The organism is Blastococcus sp. OS1-29 (assembly GCF_057628075.1).
The window spans coordinates 386,542-403,188 of sequence record NZ_JBXXJK010000002.1; the positions used below are offsets into that span (position 1 = coordinate 386,542).

A 16,647-nucleotide genomic window follows, 5' to 3' on the forward strand; every position below is an offset into this window, starting at 1 on the left:
CGCTCGGCTCGACGCGGCCGTCAGCCTGCCCGGCCGTCGGCGCCGGACGCAAGCGCCGTACCTAGGGGCGAGCCGCCTCCACCAGGGTGCGGGCCAGGAAGTCGGTCAGCTCGTCGCGCGCGTCCAGGGGCAGGACGTGCGCCACGTACTGGTCCGGACGGACGACGACCAGGCAGCCCTCCTCGCGGTCGATACCGCGCAGGTCGAACACGTCGCCTGCCCTCGGGTCGGGGCTGAAGACCTTCTCCTGGTCGATGAGGCCGAAGCGTCCCTTCCGGGGCCGCAGGACCGCCGGCATCGACTCGACGGCCAGGTCGCGGTGGCCCTGCTGGAACACCGCCCGGACGTCGATCACGGTGTCCGGGTCGGCGCCGGCCGGGGTGAAACGGGCGAGCGGGGACTTCTCCGACGCCAGGAACTCGCACAGCCGGCGCGCCCGCGTTCCGGCGCGGTCGGCGAAGACGTAGAGCCGCCACGCGCCGTCGGCGCGGGCCACGTGCCCCAGGTGCATCGGCCTCGCGTCGGCCAGCCGGACGACCGGCGCGGAGTGGAAGCGCATGCCGATCGGCAGGCCCTCCGCCAGGTGCTGGGACGTCGGCTCGCCGGTGATCATCGACGGGGCGTACCGGGTGGCGACCCCCGCGGTGAAGCGACCCTGCTGGACGAAGTACCGCTGGAACTCCTCGGGGTCCACGCCGTCGCCGTCGGCGTCGGCCGACTCCTTCGGCGGGGCGCTGAACATCCGGGCGAACTCGCGGTCGAAGTCGATGAGCTCCTTGGCGACCGCCTGGCGCTCGTCGTTGTAGGTGTGCAGCAGCTCGGGCCGCGCCGTCCCGCTCAGGACGGCGGCCAGCTTCCAGCCCAGGTTCCAGGCGTCGGCCATGGAGACGTTCATGCCCTGCCCGGCCTTGGCGCTGTGCGTGTGGCAGGCGTCGCCGGCGATGAAGACCCGGGGGAGACGGGCGCCCACCTCGGCGGCCGGCACGTCGTCGAACCGGTCGCACAGGCGCTGGCCGATCTCGTAGACCGACCACCAGCCGACCGACTTCACGTCGAGCGTGTACGGGTGCAGGATCCGGGCGGCGACCGCGGCCAGCTTCTCCGGCGTGACGCTGCGCCGGTCCTCGAGCAGTTCCCGGTCGTGGAGGGCGTCGAGCTCGATGTAGAGCCGGACCAGGTATCCGCCCTCGCGCGGGATGACCAGCAGGTTGCCCTGGTTGGCCGAGTGGATGGCGCACTTGAGGCGGATGTCGGGGAAGTCGGTGACCGCCAGGACGTCCATGACGCCCCAGGTCTGGTTCATCGGGTCCCCGGTCAGCTCCCGGCCGATCGCCGTCCGGACCGCGCTGCGGGCGCCGTCGCAGCCGACGACGTACCGGGCGCGGATCGTCTCGACACCGCCGCCGGTCCGCTGCAGCGTCACCGTCGCCCCGTCGTCGTCCACCTGCACGTCGGTGGTCTGCAGCCCGTAGTGCGGCCGCAGCCGGCTGGGGGAGCGCTCCATGTCCTCGCGCAGGTAGGCCAGCATCCGCGCCTGGTTGACGATCACGTGCGGGAACTCCGACAGGTCGTCCTCGACGTCCTGCACGCGCCCGGTCCGCACGATCTGCGTGCGGTCGTCCTCGTCGGGGCGCCAGAAGGTGACCTCGTTGACCCAGTAGGCCTCGTCCACCAGCCGGCTCGCCAGTCCGAACGCCTCGAACATCTCCACGGTGCGACAGGCCACGCCGTCTGCCTGGCCGACCTCGAGAGGGCCGTCGCGCCGGTCGACGATCGCCGTCCGGATCTCCGGGAACCGGGCGAGCTGCGCGGCCAGCACCATGCCGGCGGGGCCGCAGCCGACGATCAGCACGTCGACCTCGTCGGGCAGGCCGGTCGGCCGCTCGGCCACCGCGGGGTGGGGGTCGGCGAGAAACGGGTCTCCCGGCCGGTAGCCGTCGAGGTAGAACTGCGCCATCGGTCCTCCTGCGGTGGGTGGCCTTTCCACTGACAGTGCCCCCGTTCCGCACCGGGGGATAGGCTTTTCTGTCGTGAAGAACAAGCCGGCCTATGCGATCGCCTCGGTCGACTCTGCTCTGCTGCTGGCGAGCCTCCTCCAGCAGGAAGGCCCGATGCGGGTGACCGACGTCGCCGCGCGGCTCGAGGTCTCGGTGTCGACCGCGCACCGGCTGCTCGGCATGCTGGTCTACCGCGACTTCGCCGAGCAGTTGCCCGATCGGCGGTACGGCTGCGGCCCGGTGCTGCGGGGGGCGGCCGCCCCGGACGGCTCCGTTCCGCGGCTGCGCGCCGTCGCCCTGCCCCACCTGCGGGACGTCGTCGAGACGCTCGGCGAGACGGCCAACGTCATGGTCCTCACCGGCGCCGACGTCCGGTTCGTCGCCACCGTCGAGTGCGACCACGTGCTGCGCGTCGGCGACCGCACCGGGCGCGTGCTGCCGGCGCACCTGAGCTCGGGCGGCAAGGCGGTGCTCGCCCAGGCCACGCCCGAGCAGCTCGCGGCCGCCATGGGTGCACTGGACGAGGCCGGCGCGGCGAGGTTCCAGCGGGACCTGCGCGCCATCCGCCGCCGGGGGTTCGCGGTCAACGACCAGGCCACCGAGGCGGGGCTGACCGCCGTGGGGGTGGCCGTCCCCCCGGCGGGCGGGGTCACCGGTGCGGCGATCTCGCTGGCGGCGCCCACCGCCCGCAGTTCCCGGGAGCTGCTGCCGGTGTGGGCGGCCGCGCTGGGCCGCGCCGCCGCCGCCATCGCGCGCGACCTGGACGCCGCCTGATCGACCGCAGCCGGTGGCCACCCACGCCCGTGGGCAGCCGCCGGCCGACGGCTCGTCAGTGGCTCGCGTGGACCCCCACCGCGCTGACCCCGCGGCGCACGACCGTCCAGGACAGCAGCGCCCCCAGCAGGCAGAGCACTCCGGTCACCGACGCGGCGAGGTGGGCGCCGGAGACGAAGGCCTCGGCCACGCCCCGGTGCACGGCCGCCTGCACGGCGGCAGGCACCCCCTCGAGGACGGGCGCGACGCCCTGGGCGATGCCGTGCCGGGTGCCGGCGAGGGACTCCGACAGGTCGCCCGGCACCCCGGCGGTCAGCAGCTTCTCGTGCAGGCCGGAGGCGACCCGGGCGCCCAGGACGGAGATGAGCACCGCGGTGCCCAGGGCGCCCCCCACCTGCAGCGCGGTCGACTGCAGGCCGCCGGCGACGCCGCCGTCCTTGACCGGCGCATTGCCGAGGATCGCTTCCGACGACGAGGCCATCACCATGCCGACCCCCAGCCCCAGGGCGACGAACGACGGCCACATGGAGAGGTAGCCCGAGTCGGGGGACAGGGTCAACAGCCCGAACGACGCCCCGCCCTGCAGGAGCATGCCCAGCGTCATGCCCGCCCGTGGGCCGAACCTGTCGGTGAGGAACGCGCCCAGCGGGCTGGCGACCATCGACGTGAGGCTCAGCGGAAGGGTCAGCACGCCGGCCTCGACCGGCGTGTACCCGCGGACGTTCTGCAGGTAGAGCATCACGTAGAAGATCGACCCGAGCAGCACGAAGAAGTTGATCGCGGTGACCACCGTGGCCGCGGTCAGGGACGGGTTGGCGAACAACCGCATCGGCAGCAGCGGGTGCGCCACCCGGGTCTCCAGCAGGCCGAACAGGACGAGCAGGACGACCCCGGCGGCGATCATGCCGAGGGTCTTCGGCGAGCCCCAGCCCCACGCCTCGCTCTGCACGATGGGGTAGACGAGGGTCACCATGGCGACGGCGAGCAGCAGCACGCCGACCACGTCGAACCGGTGGTGCCCGGTGCTGTCCTTGCTGCCGGGGAGGACCACCAGGCCGAACACCAGGCCGATGGCGCCGACCGGGGCATTGATCAGGAACACCGACTCCCAGCTCACGTGCTCGACCAGCAGCCCGCCGACGATCGGCCCGGCGGCGGTGGCGACGGAGTTGACCGCCGCCCAGATGCCGACGGCCATGCCGAACTTCTGCGGCGGGAAGACGGCGCGGATCAGGCCCAGGGTGTTGGGCAGCATCAGGGCACCGAACAGGCCCTGCAGCGCGCGGAAGGCGATGACTCCGTCGATGCCGCCGGCCAGACCGATGGCCACCGAGGCGACCGTGAACCCGACCAGGCCGACCAGGAAGAAGGTGCGCCGCCCGAACCGGTCACCCAGCTTCCCGCCGAGGATCAGTGCCGCGGCCAGCGCCAGCAGGTAGGAGTTGGTCACCCATTGCAGCTCGGCCAGCGAGGCGTCGAGGTCGCGGCCGATGTAGGGGTTGGCGATGGCCACGACGCTGGCGTCGAGGCCGACCATGAACAGCCCGAAGGCGACGGCGACCAGGGTCAGCCACGGGTTCGCCCGTCGGCCGGTGGGCACGGCGGCTGCCGGTGCGGCGGCCGGAAGCTGGGCAGGATGGAGTGCTGCGTCGTGCAAGGGAGTCCCTTCGAGGAGTCGTCCCGGCCGGAGGAGCCGGCCGGGGCGGGTCAGGAGAGCGCGCGGCGGAGCGCGGCCAGGCCGGGGACAGCCCGGGTGACCGCCTCGGCCTCGGCCGGGTCGAGCCGGGCCAGCGACTGGGTGAGGTAGCGGCCGACCTGGGCGTCGGCCTGCGTCACGCGGCTGCGCGCCTCGGCGGTGAGGTGGAGGTGCACCACGCGGCGGTCGCGGTCGTCCTGCTCGCGACGGAGCAGGCCGGTAGCGCAGAGCTGCGAGACGAGCGAGCTGGCGTTGCTGGATTGCATGAGCAGGGCGTCGGCGACCTGCCGGACGGTCACGCCGTCCGCGTCCCGCACCAGGCGGAGGACGGCGAGATGCGTCTCCGGTGGCCGGGGGTGGGGGAAGTCCCGGTCCATCGAGCGGTCCAGGGAGCGGGTCAGGTCGGCGAGCACCCGGCCGAGCCGGACCATCGATTCGTCGGGTGTGCTCACCGGGAAAATATAGCTATGCCCTCATAGGTAAACCCAGGGGACGCGGTGTGGTGATGATCGCCGCGAGGAAGGCGTGCGGTCGGGGGAGGAGTGTGAGCACAACTCCCGGCCGCGACGTCAACCCGGGCCGCCGCGCTCCGTTGGTTGCGGGCCTGCCGCTGCGGATCGCCCGGGCGCTCCGCACCCACCGTCGTTGACGGTTCGGTGCACCTCGGCGAGATGCGCCCGGTGGGCACGTCGTCGCCGGGGGAGCTGCGCGGTGGTCCCGCACAGGCTGCTGCCGTGCCGACCTCCCGGACCGGATACGCCGGGGGGAGAGCAATGACAGTTTCGGGCAACCTGCCCGGCCACCGGAACGCAGCTGGAGCCGGCTCCGCCGCTGCGACCACGGACGGCCGATGTCAACCGTCGTCCGCCGGAGCCGATTGTCGTCTCGCCTCGGCGAGCAACCACTGGCGCATCGAGCGCGGCGCTGCCGCTGGCGGCAGCAGCGCCTCCACCCAGCCGTCGACGACGCGGGTCCGGTACATCGTGGTGCGCTGCTCGGGCAGGTCCGTGCGCTCGCCGGTGCAGAGGTCGAACCGCCAGAAGTGGCCGGCGCAGGTCAACACTCCGTCCTTGACGGTGCCGCGCGAGAGCGGGATGTCGCGGTGCGGACAGCGGTCGAGCAGAGCGACGTAGTCCCCACCGGGACGCTGCACCACGCAGACCCGATCGCGGTCCTGGCCGGAGCTGCCCACGATCCGTCCGACCGGATGCCCCGGGTCGACCTCCTCGACCCGGCAGACGCGTTCCCACCCGCCGGTCACTCCTGCCACCCCAGCCCGGCGGAGATGCGCTTGGCGGTCTCGACCACGGTGGGGGCCAGGTACCCGATCCCCGCATCGACGTCGTCGACGTATTTCGCCACCGAGACCGAGGCGACGACCCGGCCCAGCGGGTCGCGCGCCGGGGCGGCGATCGAGCACATCCCGGGCTGCGACTCTCCGCGGTTCTCCCCGTATCCCTGGCGACGGACCCTGCCGAGCTCGGCGACCAGGGCCGACCGCGAGGTGATCGTCCGCGGCGTCTTGGCGGTCAGGCGCATGCCGGCCACCAGGCCCTGCTGCTGGTCGGGGGGAAGGTACGCCAGGAGGACCTTGCCGCTCGAGGTCAGGTGCGCCGAGTTGCGAGCACCGACGGAGCGGAAGACGGAGATCGCGCCCGGGCCCTCACGCCGCTCGACGTAGAGGACGTCGGCGCCGTCGAGGATGCCGACGTGCAGGGTGCCATCGGTGAGCGTGCGCAAGTGGTCGAGGGGGATCGTCGCGGCCTCGTGCAACCGCTGGGCAGTCTCGGCGCTGGCCCCGAGCGAGCGCATCGTCGCGGTCAGCCGGAAGAGCCCGGTCTCGTGGACCTTCTCGAGCAGACCCTCCTCGACGAGTGTCCAGATGATGCGATGCGCGGTGCTCTTGCCGACCCCGACGCGGCGGGCGAGCTGGCTGACGCCGAGCTGGGTGTCGTGCTTGCCGAACTCACGGAGGATCCGGGCGGCGCTGGCCACGCCCGTCAGCGTCTCGGGATGCGGTCGCGCGGCGGCGGTCATCTGCCCATGTCCTCGACCGCGGCCGCGACGCACGCCGCCGCCGGCCGCCCGGCCGCCGGCTCGACCCGGCCCGACGTGAGCTCGTGGGTCAGGAGAGCCGCCGCGCGCTCCAGGCCGATCCGGGCACACACGGCCAGCTCGTCGATCAGTGCGAGTCGGCCCGGGTACGCCCGCCGCAGGCGTGCGAGGTCGCGGGCGATCCGGGTGTGCTGGTTGACGAGGGCGACTCCCGAGTGCTGCGCGTGGTGCCCGGAGAGCGCACCGCCGATGTCGAGGGTCAGGTGGTACACGGCGTCGCTGATGCCGAGCGCCCGGCGCACCGCCTCGGGCGTGTCCTCGGCGAGGACGCCGAGCTCGGGAAGCACGGACGGGTCGTAGAAGCGCACGGTCCAGGCCGTCCCCTCGTACTCGTCGGAGAGCTCGACCTCCTGGCCCCGGGGCCGCGGGAGTCGGTCGGTCGTCGCGACGAGGTGCAGGCGCCGACCCGCCGCAGCGACCACGGTGAGACCGGACGCGGCCAGCAGCGGCAGTGCCCCCTGCTCGGCCGGCGGCAGCTGCCGCGCCTGGTCCAGGTACGCCCCGTGTACGGCACGGACGTAGTCCCGGACGATCTCGCGCATCGCCTCGGGACCGTCGTGAGCAGCGGGGGCCGGCACAGGTGCAGCGTGGCCGGTCGATCGCACCGCCGCAAGAACCTGTTCCGGACAGCGGAACAGAGTCCCACCGGCGGCTCGGCCGTCCCCTACGTTCTCCCACATGCCTCCTGTGAACGGTGTCACAGCCCAGGGTGACCTGGCTGAGGGCACACCGCCCGGCACCACCCGGACGACGATGCCGGGTGCCCCACCGGACGGCGCACGGTTCGATCCGTCGGACACCCGTCAGGCGCGCCGCAGCACGGTGGCCGGCCCGCCACGCGGGATCCTGCGTCTCGGCCACGTCGACGTGACGGTGACCGACCTGGACCTCACCACGGCGTACTACACCGAGGTGATGGGCATGGATGTCACGGCTCGCACCGATGACTCCGTGTACCTCAAGTGCTGGGACGAGGAGGACCACCACTCCCTCCGGTTGCGCTACGCGCCCCGGGTCGGCATGGATCTGATGTCCTTCAAGGTCCACCACGAGGACGACCTCGCGGACCTCGAGCGGAAGGTCTCCCGCTTCGGCTTCCCCGTCGAACGGGTCAGTCGCGGTGAGTGCCTGGGCCAGGGTGAGTCGATCAGGTTCTCCACACCGAGCGGGCACGTCATGGAACTCGTGGCGGACGTGGAGAAGGTGGGCACGACGCGGCCGAGCCGGCGCGACCCGATCGGCGGAGGTCACGACTCGTCCCCGCGCGACCGGATCGCGCCGCCGCGCATGGACCACATGCTCATCACGGCCGAGGAGGTCGGGGACTCCACGCAGTTCTACATGGACGTCCTCGGGTTCCGGATCACCGAGCAGCTCCTCGACGGGAACGGGCACCAGCTCGGCACGTGGTTGGAGCGGTCGCACTCGCCGCACGACCTGGCCGTGGTGCACGGCCCCAACGGCGGGCTGCACCACTTCGCGTTCTGGCTCGACGACTGGGACGACGTCCGCGACGCCGCGGATGTCCTGGCCTTCAACGGCATCCAGGTGGACGTCGGACCGACCCGTCACGGCGTCACGCGCGGTTCCACCATCTACTTCTTCGACCCGCTCGGCACCCGCAACGAAGTCTTCACCGGCGGCTACCGCCCCGACCCGGACTTCCCGACCCTGACCTGGACCGAGGACAACATCGGCCGAGCCGTCTTCTACTACGAGGGCGAGCTCAACGACCGCTTCATGAGAGTGCACACCTGATGACGATCCTGCGCATGTCCCACGTCGAGATCCGCGTTCCCGACCTCGAGCTCGCGACCGCCTACTACTCCGAGGTGGTCGGCATGGTGGAGACGGGCCGCGACGCCTCGCGCGTCTTCCTAAAGTGCTGGGACGAGCACCAGCACCACAGCGTCGTCCTCACCCTCGAGCCCACCCACGGGCTGAACCACTTCGGGTTCAAGGTCACCGACGCAGAAGACCTCGATCACTACGAGCTCCGGCTGAAGACCGCAGGCGTCGAGGTGCGCCGGTACGCCCCCGACGAGTGGGCTCCGGGTCACGGCGCGGCGATCCGGTTCTCCCTGCCGAGCGGGCACGACATGGAACTCGTCCACGGGATGCAGCAGGTCGGCAACCTGCTGCCGCAGACCAACCCCCCGCCGCGCCCGATGGGGCTGGTCGGAATCGCTCCGCCCCGCGTCGACCACGTCTTCCTGACCGCAGAGGAAGTGGACACCAACACCCGGTTCCTCTGCGAGAACCTCGATTTCCGGCTCACCGAGCAGGTTCTCGGCGACGACGGCTACCAGATCGCGAGCTGGCTGGAGGTGTCCCACCGGTCGCACGACATCGCCTTCATCACCGGACCCAACGGTGGGCTGCACCACTTCGCCTACTGGGTCGACGGCTGGAACGACCTCCGCAACGCCGCCGACGTGTGCGTCTACCACGGCGTGAACGTGGAGACCAATCCCACCCGGCACGGCGCCACCCGCGGTCAGTGCCTGTACTTCTTCGACCCCGTCGGCAACCGGAACGAGATGTTCACGGGCGGCTACTGGGTCGACCCCGGTTCGGAGCCCATCACGTGGACCGAGGCCGAGATGGGGCGGGCGATGTTCTACTACGACGGCGTCGTCAACCAGAAGTTCCTCACGGTGCACAGCTGAGGCCGGGCAGATGACCGTCGAGGACCGTACGGGTCCGCCCGTCCCCGCTGAGGGACTTCCGCCCGCCCTGCCGCGGACGGAGCGTCCTGATCCGCCCGGCTACCTCACCCGTCATCTCTCCCGCCGCGCGGCGCCGGTGCAGCCGGCCGGGGAGACCGACGACGACGTTCCGCTGTACCTGAGGCGGTTCCGCGAGCGCGACCACCGCAGCGACCCGGTGATGTACGACGGCGACGTGGTGGGCTCCTCCCGCGCCTGGGCCGAGGTCACCCGGACCAAGGAGATCGTGCCCGAGAGGCGGGATCAGATCGCGGCGGTCGACTGCGACGTCTACCTGGTGCGGCACGGCGAGACCCAGGGGTATTCCTCGGAGTCCGGCCTCACGCCGCTCGGGTCCTGGCAGGCGCACCGTCGCGGCCAGGAGCTCGCGCGCCGGGTGACCGACGGCACGGCCGTCGAGGTGCTCTGCGCCCCGACCAACCGTGCCCGGCAGACCGCGGAACACCTGCGGCGGGGCCTGCTCGACAACGTGCGCATGTTCGGTCGTGAGGCGTCCATCGGCGACATCCACGACGACTCCAACTTCCGCAACTTCGAGGTCGCCACTCCCGCGGGCCCCCGAGACGTGACCAGCGCCTTCCGGGTCTACCACCGGGAGCTGGAGAAGTACGAGAGGGTCGGTCTGGGCGAGCGGCCCGGCTGGTTGGTCGACGTCGACCGCTTCTGGGGGATCCAGCAGGGCGGGGGCGATCCGATCACCCACTGGCTCACCATGCCGATGCTCCACTTCGAGCCGCCGGTCTCCTGCGTCCGCCGGTTCTGGCGCGGGATGGCGACCATCCGGGAGAACACCCGGGCCAAGCAGATCGTCGTCGCGACCCACTCCGGCCCGATCCGTGCCTTCGCGACCGCCGCCATGGGCTACGACCCGGGCGAGCCGTTCAACACCGAGTTCGTCCGTGTGCGCCTCCTGGCCGGAGGGGCGACGGCGCTGGTCCTCTACCGCAACCGGGTCCAGGAGGTCGCGGTACCCGACCTCGACGCCCTGCCGCCCAACTCCGACCCCCGCTTCCAGGAGTGACGATGACCGATCGCCTCACCGCCATCCCCTTCGACCGGCTCACCACCGAGCACCACACGCTGGTAGGCGGCAAGTGCGCCTCGCTCGCCACGATGAGCCAGGCCGGCCTGCCGGTCCCGCCCGGCTTCGCGGTGACCACCGAGGTGTTCGCGGAGGCCAAGCAGGCGTCGGGCCTACCGCCCCGGATCCATGAGCTCTTCGACTACGTCGACCTGACCGACTCGGCGAGCCTGTCGAGGATCGCCGAGCAGATCCGGGAGCTGGTGCGCAGCTGGCCCCTGCCGGAGGTGCACGAGGGCCGCATCCGGCGCATGTACGCCGACCTCTGCGCCGAGTGCGGGGTCGAGGACGTGCCGGTGGCGGTCCGATCGTCGGCCACCGTGGAGGACTCCCCGGACGCCTCGTTCGCCGGTGAACACGACACCTACCTGTGGGTCTGCGGCGCCGACGCCGTCCTCGACAAGATCCGGGCCTGCTGGGCGAGCCTCTACACCGAGCGGGCCATCGCCTACCGCATCGACAAGGGGTACGACCACGACAAGGTCGACATGGCCGTGGCGGTGCAGAAGATGGTGCGCCCCCGCACCGCCGGTGTGGCGTTTACCCTCGACCCGACCAACGGGGACCGCTCAGGCATCTGCATCGACGCCGCCTGGGGGTTCGGTGAGGGCGTGGTGTCCGGTGACGTGACGCCGGACAACTTCCTCGTCGACAAGGTCATGTGGTCGATCAGCCGCCGGACGATCAGCCCGAAGACGCATGCGCACCTGCTCGTCGAGGACGGGACGCCGGAGTGCCCGAGGGTCGAGCGCGTCCCCCTGCCCGAGCACCAGGTGGACGTGCCGTCGCTCACCGACGAGGAGATCGTCGCGATCGCCCGGCTCGCTCGCACCGCGGAGAAGCACTACGGCTGCCCGCAGGACATCGAGTGGGCCGTCGACGACGACCTGCCGGCCGGCCGCGACGTCGTGCTGCTCCAGGCCCGGCCCGAAACGGTGTGGAGCAAGCGCACACACAAGGTGAGCGCCACGTCCGACCTCGTGTCCTCGATCGTGGACACGCTCGTCAATCCGCTGTACGCCCGGAGGGGGAGTCGGCCGGCCCAGCCGGCCTGACCCGGGTCAGGTAACACCGCGCCCGTGCGGAACACGGGCGGCACAGCCAACCCGTCCCTCGTCACACGACCTAAACAGGAGGTCTGCAGTGGCCGACCGATTCCCCAGCCCCTTCGAGATCGAGACCCCCGCGGGGGCCGAGGGGTGGCACGAGCTCTACTCCTACTCCACGCTCTTCTCCGAGGAGCGCCGCGACTACGAGGACGGCGGCTTCTGGTTCCACGACGGCGTCCACTGGCCCGAGGCCCTGACTCCGTGGGACACCACGTTCCTCGAGTTCGCCTTCGGGGGGCTGTCGCAGTACAACACGCGGCACTACATCATACCGCCGGCCTACGGCGTCGACTACCGCATCCTCAACGGCTACGTGTACCTCAGCCCCGTCCCGGCCCCGGCCGAGGAGATCGAGGCTCGGGTTCCCCTCTTCATGGAGCGCGCGGGGTTCTACTTCCAGAACTGGGATCGGCTCTACGACGACTGGCTGGTCAAGATCCGGAGCCTCGTCAAGGAGATGACCGAACTGCGGTTCGCCCCGCTGCCGGCGATGGAGGACCTGGAGGTGATCACGTCCGGGGCCGGCAAGGGGTCCGGCAACGATCTCCTGGCCACCTACCACCGGCTGCTCGACCTCGGGATGACCCTCTGGCAGTACCACTTCGAGTTCCTGAACCTCGGGTACGCCGCCTACCTGGACTTCTTCGGATTCTGCAAGGCCGCCTTCCCCTCCATCCCGGACCTGGCGATCGCGAAGATGGTCGCCGGCGTCGACGTCGACCTGTTCCGCCCCGACGACGAGCTCAAGAAGCTCGCGCGTCTCGCGGTCAGCAGCGGGATCGACGACCGGTTCACCGCCGGCGGCGTGCCTGAGGTCTGGGAGAAGCTCGAGTCCGACGAGGTCGGGCGGTCGTGGATCGCCGAGTGGGAGAAGTCCGCCGAGCCCTGGTTCAACTTCTCCACCGGTTCCGGCTTCTACCACTCGGACAAGATCTGGATCGAGAACGTCGAGGTGCCGCTGGGGTACATCACCGACTACATCGCGAAGGTCAAGGACGGCGTCGACCTCGACCGGCCGGTCGCGGCGCTGCACGCCGAGCGCGACCGTGTCGTCGGCGAGTACCGCGACCTGCTCGACTCCGAGGAGGACCGCGCCGCCTTCGACGCGAAGCTGGGTCTGTCGCGGACGGTGTTCCCGTACGTCGAGAACCACAACTTCTACGTCGAGCACTGGGCGCACTCGGTCCTGTGGCGCAAGATGCGTGATCTGGGCCGGGTGCTGCAGGCCGCGGGCTTCATCGTCGACGTCGACGACGTCTTCATGTTCCGGCGCAACGAGCTGGCCGACGTCCTGTGGGACCTCTATTCCGCCTGGGCCGTGGGTGCCCCCGCGCGCGGTCCCGCTTACTGGCCGAAGCAGATCGAGCGGCGTCGTGCCATCCACGAGGCGCTCAAGCAGTGGTCGGGGCCGCCCGCGCTCGGCGTTCCGCCGGAGGTCGTGACCGAGCCGTTCACGGTGATGCTCTGGGGCATCACCTCCGACTCGGTCACGGCGTGGCTCAACACGGGGGACGCGGGGAAGGACGGCGTGCTCACCGGGTTCGCGGCCTCACCGGGCCTCGTGGAGGGTCCGGCGCGGGTCATCTCCTCCGCCGACCAGATCGGGCAGATCGAGGACGGCGAGATCCTCGTCGCCCCGCTGACCGCGCCGTCCTGGGCTCCGGTCTTCGGCAAGATCAAGGCCACGGTCACCGATGTCGGCGGAATGATGAGTCACGCCGCCATCGTCTGCCGGGAGTACGGCCTGCCGGCCGTGACCGGCACGGCGTTCGGGACGAAGAACATCACGACCGGCCAGATGATCCGGGTCGACGGCAACACCGGCACCGTCACCATCCTGTAGCCCTCGAGGCCCCGCGACCGTCGGCGTCGCGGGGCCCGCCCGACCGCCCGGATCGTCACCAGGGTCCAGGCAGAGAAGGAGAACGAACAGATGCTCACCGTGGAGCAGAACGAGGAGCTGACCAGCGTCGGCCCGGGCACCAGGATGGGAGAGCTCCTCCGCCGGTACTGGTACCCCATCGCGTTCGAAGCGGACTTCGACGTCAAGCCCAGCAAGACGGTGCGGCTGCTGGGAGAGAACTGGACGCTCTACAAGACGCCGTCCGGTCGGTACGGGATCATCGGCGAGTCCTGCCCGCACCGCCGCGCGTCGCTGACCTACGGCGTCGTGCACGAGGACGGGATCCGCTGCGGCTACCACGGCTGGAAGTACGACTTCACCGGCCAGTGCGTGGAGCAGCCGGCCGAGAACGACAACACCACGTTCCGCGACAAGATCAAGGCCAAGGCGGGGTCCGCGCAGACGATGGGCGGGATGGTCTGGGTCTACGTCGGCCCCGGTCCGGTGCCGGAACTGCCGCGGTTCGACGTCTACGTCCTCGACGGCATCCGCGAGGTGGGCACCGCGACCCTGCCGTGCAACTGGCTGCAGATCATGGAGAACTCCGTGGACCCGCACCACGTCGAGTGGCTGCACGGCTACTACTTCGAGTTCCTCGGTCAGACCCAGGGCTTCGAGGCCCCCAAGTCCTTCCAGAAGAAGCACATCAAGGTGGCGTTCGACGAGTTCGAGTACGGCATCATCAAGCGCCGCGTGCTCGAGGGTCATGGCGAGGACAACGACGACTGGGCCATCGGCCACCCGCTGATGTTCCCGTACGGGATGCGCGTCGGCGGCATGTGGATCGACCAGATGCAGATCCGGGTGCCGATCGACGACACGACCACGTGGAAGCTCTTCTACACCCTCCACCACCCCGAGGGCGGCGAGTGGGCGAAGCAGGAGCGGCCGGTCGTGTACGAGTTCCCCTTCCGCGATGCGGACGGCGAGTTCATCACCGACTACGTGGAAGGCCAGGACGTCATGGCCTGGGTCTCCCAGGGCGCGATCACCGACCGTTCGCAGGAGCACCTCGGCCGCTCGGACCAGGGCGTGGCGATGCTCCGGAAGATGTTCAAGGAGGCCATGGCGGCGGTCGAGGACGGTGAGGACCCGCCGGGCGTCGTCCGCGAGAAGCACGACGTCATCCACCTGCCCTGCGAGAAGGACAAGTTCGGCGCCGGCACCGACTTCATCGACGCGTGGATCAACGGCGGATCCATGCGCTACAGCCCCATCCGTGAGGAGTTGCTCGCCCTCCACCACGCCGCGGCCACGGCGCGCGAGAAGGCTGCCTCCGGTGCGTGACCTGGACGAGACGGAGGGCCGCGCGGCACTCCCTCGGCCCATGCCCTCGCTCCCGCCGGACCCGCACCGGCTGCCGCCGGCCGGTGACTGGTTCGCCCCCGACGCCGCGCGTCACCTGCTGGACCGGCCGAAGTTCTGCCCGATGTGCGCCACGTCGCTGGAGCGGGGACTCGTCTCCGAGTGGTGGAGCGGCGCCGACCGGATCTTCCTCACCTGGTGCGCCGGCTGCCGGTGGACCGGCAACGTCGTGCTGTTCGCGCGGGCCATCATCGAGGAACCGGAGCACTGATGGGGGCCCCCGCGCTCGTCCTCGACTTCGGTGGCCCCGTGCTGCTGACGCCCTTCGAGCTCGTCGGCGGCCGTCCGGGCACGCCGGCCCACGAGCTCCTCTTCGAGCGGGGGCCGCTCGCGACCGCGGCGCGCCCGGACCCGAGCTGGACCGACCTCCAGCAGGGCCGGATCACCGAGCGGGCCTACTGGGCGAACCGGGCCCGGGAGTGGCACGACGCCGGCGGCACCGGCCCGGACATCACGGCGATGATCGCGCACCTCTACGAGCCGGCCCGGCCGGAGCTGGTGCGGGAGGGAGCTCGCGCCCTGGTGCGTGACGCCCGGGCCGCCGGCCACCCGGTCGCGATCCTCACCAACGACCTGCGCACCTTCCACTCGCCGCAGTGGGTCGAGGAGATCGAGATCGTCGGTGACGTCGACGTGCTGGTCGACGCCTCCGTGGAGGGCTACTGGAAGCCGCACCCGCGGCTCTACGAGATCCTCGCCGAGCGGCTCGGCCTCGACTTCGGCGACATGGTCTTCCTGGACGACCAGATGGCCAACATCCGGGGAGCCGAGGCCCTCGGTATCCCGTCGGTGTGGTTCGACCCGGCCCGGCCGGACGCGGCATTCGCCGCGGTCCGGGCCCTGCTCGGTCTGCCGGAAGAGGAACGTCGTGGTTGAGCAGCGCGAACTCCGCGTCACCCAGATGACGTGGGAGGCCGAGGGCGTGGTGTCCCTGCGGCTGGCCCGGATCGAGAGCGACGACCCGCTCCCCATGTGGGAGCCCGGCGCGCACATCGACGTCTACGTCCCCGACGGCACCACCCGCCAGTACTCGCTGTGCGGCAACCCCGGCGACCGGTCCTCCTGGCAGATCGCGGTGCTGCGAGAGCCGGAATCACGTGGCGGTTCGACCTACATCCACGACCAGCTGCGGGTGGGTGACCGACTCCTCGTCACCCGGCCCAAGAACCACTTCCAGCTCGAGGACGCTCCCGCGTACGCCCTCGTCGCGGGCGGGATCGGGATCACCCCTCTCCTGGCGATGTCCGAGCAGCTCGCCCGTCAGGATCGGCCGTTCCAGCTCGTCTACGGCGGCCGCACCGCCTCCTCGATGGCCTTCCGCCGACGTCTCGAGGCGATCGGCCCGCGGTGCACCTTCCTCGCCGAGGACGTCGACGGGCGTCCCGACCTGGAGGCGATCGTCCGCTCCCTGCCCGACGGCGGTCTGGTGTACGTCTGCGGGCCGGTCGGTCTCCTCCAGGCGGTCGAGCGAGCGGCGACGGCCGTGCTCGGCCCCGAGCAGGACGTCGTGCGGTTCGAGTTGTTCAGCCGTACCGGCGTCGAGACCGAGACGGCCCCGCCGATGGACGCGGACTCCTACGAGCTGGTCCTGACCGAGTCCGGCCACACCCTGCGGCTGCCCCCGGAGGCGAACATCCTCGAGAAGGTGCTCGCGCTCGGTGTCGAGGTGGAGAACGACTGCCGCGACGGCATCTGCGGGTCGTGCCTCACCCCGATCGTGACGGGCACGGTCGACCACCGTGACCTGGTCCTCACCAAGAAGGAACAGGCCGCCATGGACCGGATGCTGATCTGCGTCTCGCGCCCGACCTGTCCCCGGCTCGAGCTGAAGCTGTGACCGGCGTCCGCCCGGCCCCCTGCGAGGAGGAGATGCCGTGG

General features: G+C 71.1%; 16 protein-coding genes. 10 read left to right on the top strand and 6 right to left on the bottom strand.

The features are described from left to right. Positions 1-61: 61 nt before the first annotated feature. Positions 62-1,957, bottom strand: a complete 1,896-nt coding sequence (locus AC2H4J_RS06555) for an FAD-binding monooxygenase (protein WP_487464044.1) — start codon at positions 1,955-1,957, stop codon at positions 62-64. Between the two features lie 73 nt (positions 1,958-2,030). Between AC2H4J_RS06555 and AC2H4J_RS06560 the strand changes: the two genes are divergently transcribed. After that, the gene (locus tag AC2H4J_RS06560; RefSeq protein WP_487464045.1) at positions 2,031-2,771 is read left to right on the top strand and encodes an IclR family transcriptional regulator; all 741 of its coding nucleotides are present in this window, start codon (positions 2,031-2,033) and stop codon (positions 2,769-2,771) included. 55 nt (positions 2,772-2,826) lie between these two features. Here AC2H4J_RS06560 and AC2H4J_RS06565 read toward each other — a convergent pair whose 3' ends face one another. The 5 genes from AC2H4J_RS06565 to AC2H4J_RS06585 form a co-directional block, all read right to left on the bottom strand. Then, positions 2,827-4,371: an MFS transporter gene (locus AC2H4J_RS06565; RefSeq protein ID WP_487464046.1), complete on the bottom strand. Its 1,545-nt coding sequence runs from the start codon at positions 4,369-4,371 to the stop codon at positions 2,827-2,829. A 107-nt stretch (positions 4,372-4,478) separates the two neighbouring features. Continuing rightward, positions 4,479-4,919 (bottom strand): MarR family winged helix-turn-helix transcriptional regulator, encoded by a 441-nt coding sequence (locus AC2H4J_RS06570; RefSeq protein WP_487464047.1) that lies wholly within the window; start codon positions 4,917-4,919, stop codon positions 4,479-4,481. Positions 4,920-5,320: 401 nt separating this feature from the next. Beyond that, entirely contained in the window at positions 5,321-5,728 is a 408-nt protein-coding gene (locus AC2H4J_RS06575) for a Rieske (2Fe-2S) protein (protein WP_487464048.1), read from the bottom strand. Beyond that, on the bottom strand, positions 5,725-6,504 hold the full coding sequence (locus AC2H4J_RS06580; protein ID WP_487464049.1) for an IclR family transcriptional regulator: 780 nt from the start codon (positions 6,502-6,504) through the stop codon (positions 5,725-5,727). Before AC2H4J_RS06580 ends, AC2H4J_RS06575 begins: the two co-directional genes overlap by 4 nt. Then, entirely contained in the window at positions 6,501-7,160 is a 660-nt protein-coding gene (locus AC2H4J_RS06585; RefSeq protein WP_487464050.1) for a hypothetical protein, read from the bottom strand. The genes AC2H4J_RS06580 and AC2H4J_RS06585 overlap by 4 nt, the downstream gene beginning before the upstream one ends. 100 nt (positions 7,161-7,260) lie before the next feature. Between AC2H4J_RS06585 and AC2H4J_RS06590 the strand changes: the two genes are divergently transcribed. The 9 genes from AC2H4J_RS06590 to AC2H4J_RS06630 all read left to right on the top strand — a co-directional run bounded on the left by AC2H4J_RS06590 (position 7,261) and on the right by AC2H4J_RS06630 (position 16,606). Next, a complete protein-coding gene (locus tag AC2H4J_RS06590) occupies positions 7,261-8,340 on the top strand; it encodes a catechol 2,3-dioxygenase (RefSeq protein WP_487464051.1) in 1,080 nt (359 codons plus the stop codon). 14 nt (positions 8,341-8,354) lie between these two features. Beyond that, a complete protein-coding gene (locus AC2H4J_RS06595; protein WP_487464052.1) occupies positions 8,355-9,251 on the top strand; it encodes a catechol 2,3-dioxygenase in 897 nt (298 codons plus the stop codon). 10 nt (positions 9,252-9,261) lie between these two features. Continuing rightward, on the top strand, positions 9,262-10,332 hold the full coding sequence (locus AC2H4J_RS06600; RefSeq protein ID WP_487464053.1) for a histidine phosphatase family protein: 1,071 nt from the start codon (positions 9,262-9,264) through the stop codon (positions 10,330-10,332). A 2-nt stretch (positions 10,333-10,334) separates the two neighbouring features. Next, a complete protein-coding gene (locus AC2H4J_RS06605) occupies positions 10,335-11,447 on the top strand; it encodes a PEP/pyruvate-binding domain-containing protein (RefSeq protein WP_487464054.1) in 1,113 nt (370 codons plus the stop codon). 88 nt (positions 11,448-11,535) lie between these two features. Next, positions 11,536-13,344, top strand: a complete 1,809-nt coding sequence (locus tag AC2H4J_RS06610; RefSeq protein WP_487464055.1) for a PEP-utilizing enzyme — start codon at positions 11,536-11,538, stop codon at positions 13,342-13,344. Between the two features lie 90 nt (positions 13,345-13,434). Then, positions 13,435-14,691, top strand: coding sequence for a Rieske 2Fe-2S domain-containing protein (locus tag AC2H4J_RS06615; protein WP_487464056.1), 1,257 nt, complete (start codon positions 13,435-13,437; stop codon positions 14,689-14,691). A 40-nt stretch (positions 14,692-14,731) separates the two neighbouring features. Beyond that, positions 14,732-14,980 (top strand): hypothetical protein, encoded by a 249-nt coding sequence (locus AC2H4J_RS06620; RefSeq protein ID WP_487464057.1) that lies wholly within the window; start codon positions 14,732-14,734, stop codon positions 14,978-14,980. Next, positions 14,980-15,645 carry an HAD family hydrolase gene (locus AC2H4J_RS06625; protein ID WP_487464058.1) on the top strand — a complete coding sequence of 222 codons (666 nt, stop codon included), beginning with the start codon at positions 14,980-14,982 and terminating at the stop codon, positions 15,643-15,645. The genes AC2H4J_RS06620 and AC2H4J_RS06625 overlap by 1 nt, the downstream gene beginning before the upstream one ends. Further along, positions 15,638-16,606: a PDR/VanB family oxidoreductase gene (locus AC2H4J_RS06630; protein ID WP_487464059.1), complete on the top strand. Its 969-nt coding sequence runs from the start codon at positions 15,638-15,640 to the stop codon at positions 16,604-16,606. Before AC2H4J_RS06625 ends, AC2H4J_RS06630 begins: the two co-directional genes overlap by 8 nt. The last annotated feature ends 41 nt before the right edge of the window (positions 16,607-16,647 follow it).

Excerpts from the sequence above, each read along its gene's own strand:
- AC2H4J_RS06620 (WP_487464057.1), top strand. The coding sequence starts at position 14,732 with ATGCCCTCGCTCCCGCCGGACCCGCACCGGCTGCCGCCGGCCGGTGAC.
- AC2H4J_RS06590 (WP_487464051.1), top strand. The coding sequence starts at position 7,261 with ATGCCTCCTGTGAACGGTGTCACAGCCCAGGGTGACCTGGCTGAGGGC.
- AC2H4J_RS06625 (WP_487464058.1), top strand. The coding sequence starts at position 14,980 with ATGGGGGCCCCCGCGCTCGTCCTCGACTTCGGTGGCCCCGTGCTGCTG.
- AC2H4J_RS06555 (WP_487464044.1), bottom strand. The coding sequence starts at position 1,957 with ATGGCGCAGTTCTACCTCGACGGCTACCGGCCGGGAGACCCGTTTCTC.
- AC2H4J_RS06605 (WP_487464054.1), top strand. The coding sequence starts at position 10,335 with ATGACCGATCGCCTCACCGCCATCCCCTTCGACCGGCTCACCACCGAG.
- AC2H4J_RS06600 (WP_487464053.1), top strand. The coding sequence starts at position 9,262 with ATGACCGTCGAGGACCGTACGGGTCCGCCCGTCCCCGCTGAGGGACTT.
- AC2H4J_RS06580 (WP_487464049.1), bottom strand. The coding sequence starts at position 6,504 with ATGACCGCCGCCGCGCGACCGCATCCCGAGACGCTGACGGGCGTGGCC.
- AC2H4J_RS06595 (WP_487464052.1), top strand. The coding sequence starts at position 8,355 with ATGTCCCACGTCGAGATCCGCGTTCCCGACCTCGAGCTCGCGACCGCC.
- AC2H4J_RS06615 (WP_487464056.1), top strand. The coding sequence starts at position 13,435 with ATGCTCACCGTGGAGCAGAACGAGGAGCTGACCAGCGTCGGCCCGGGC.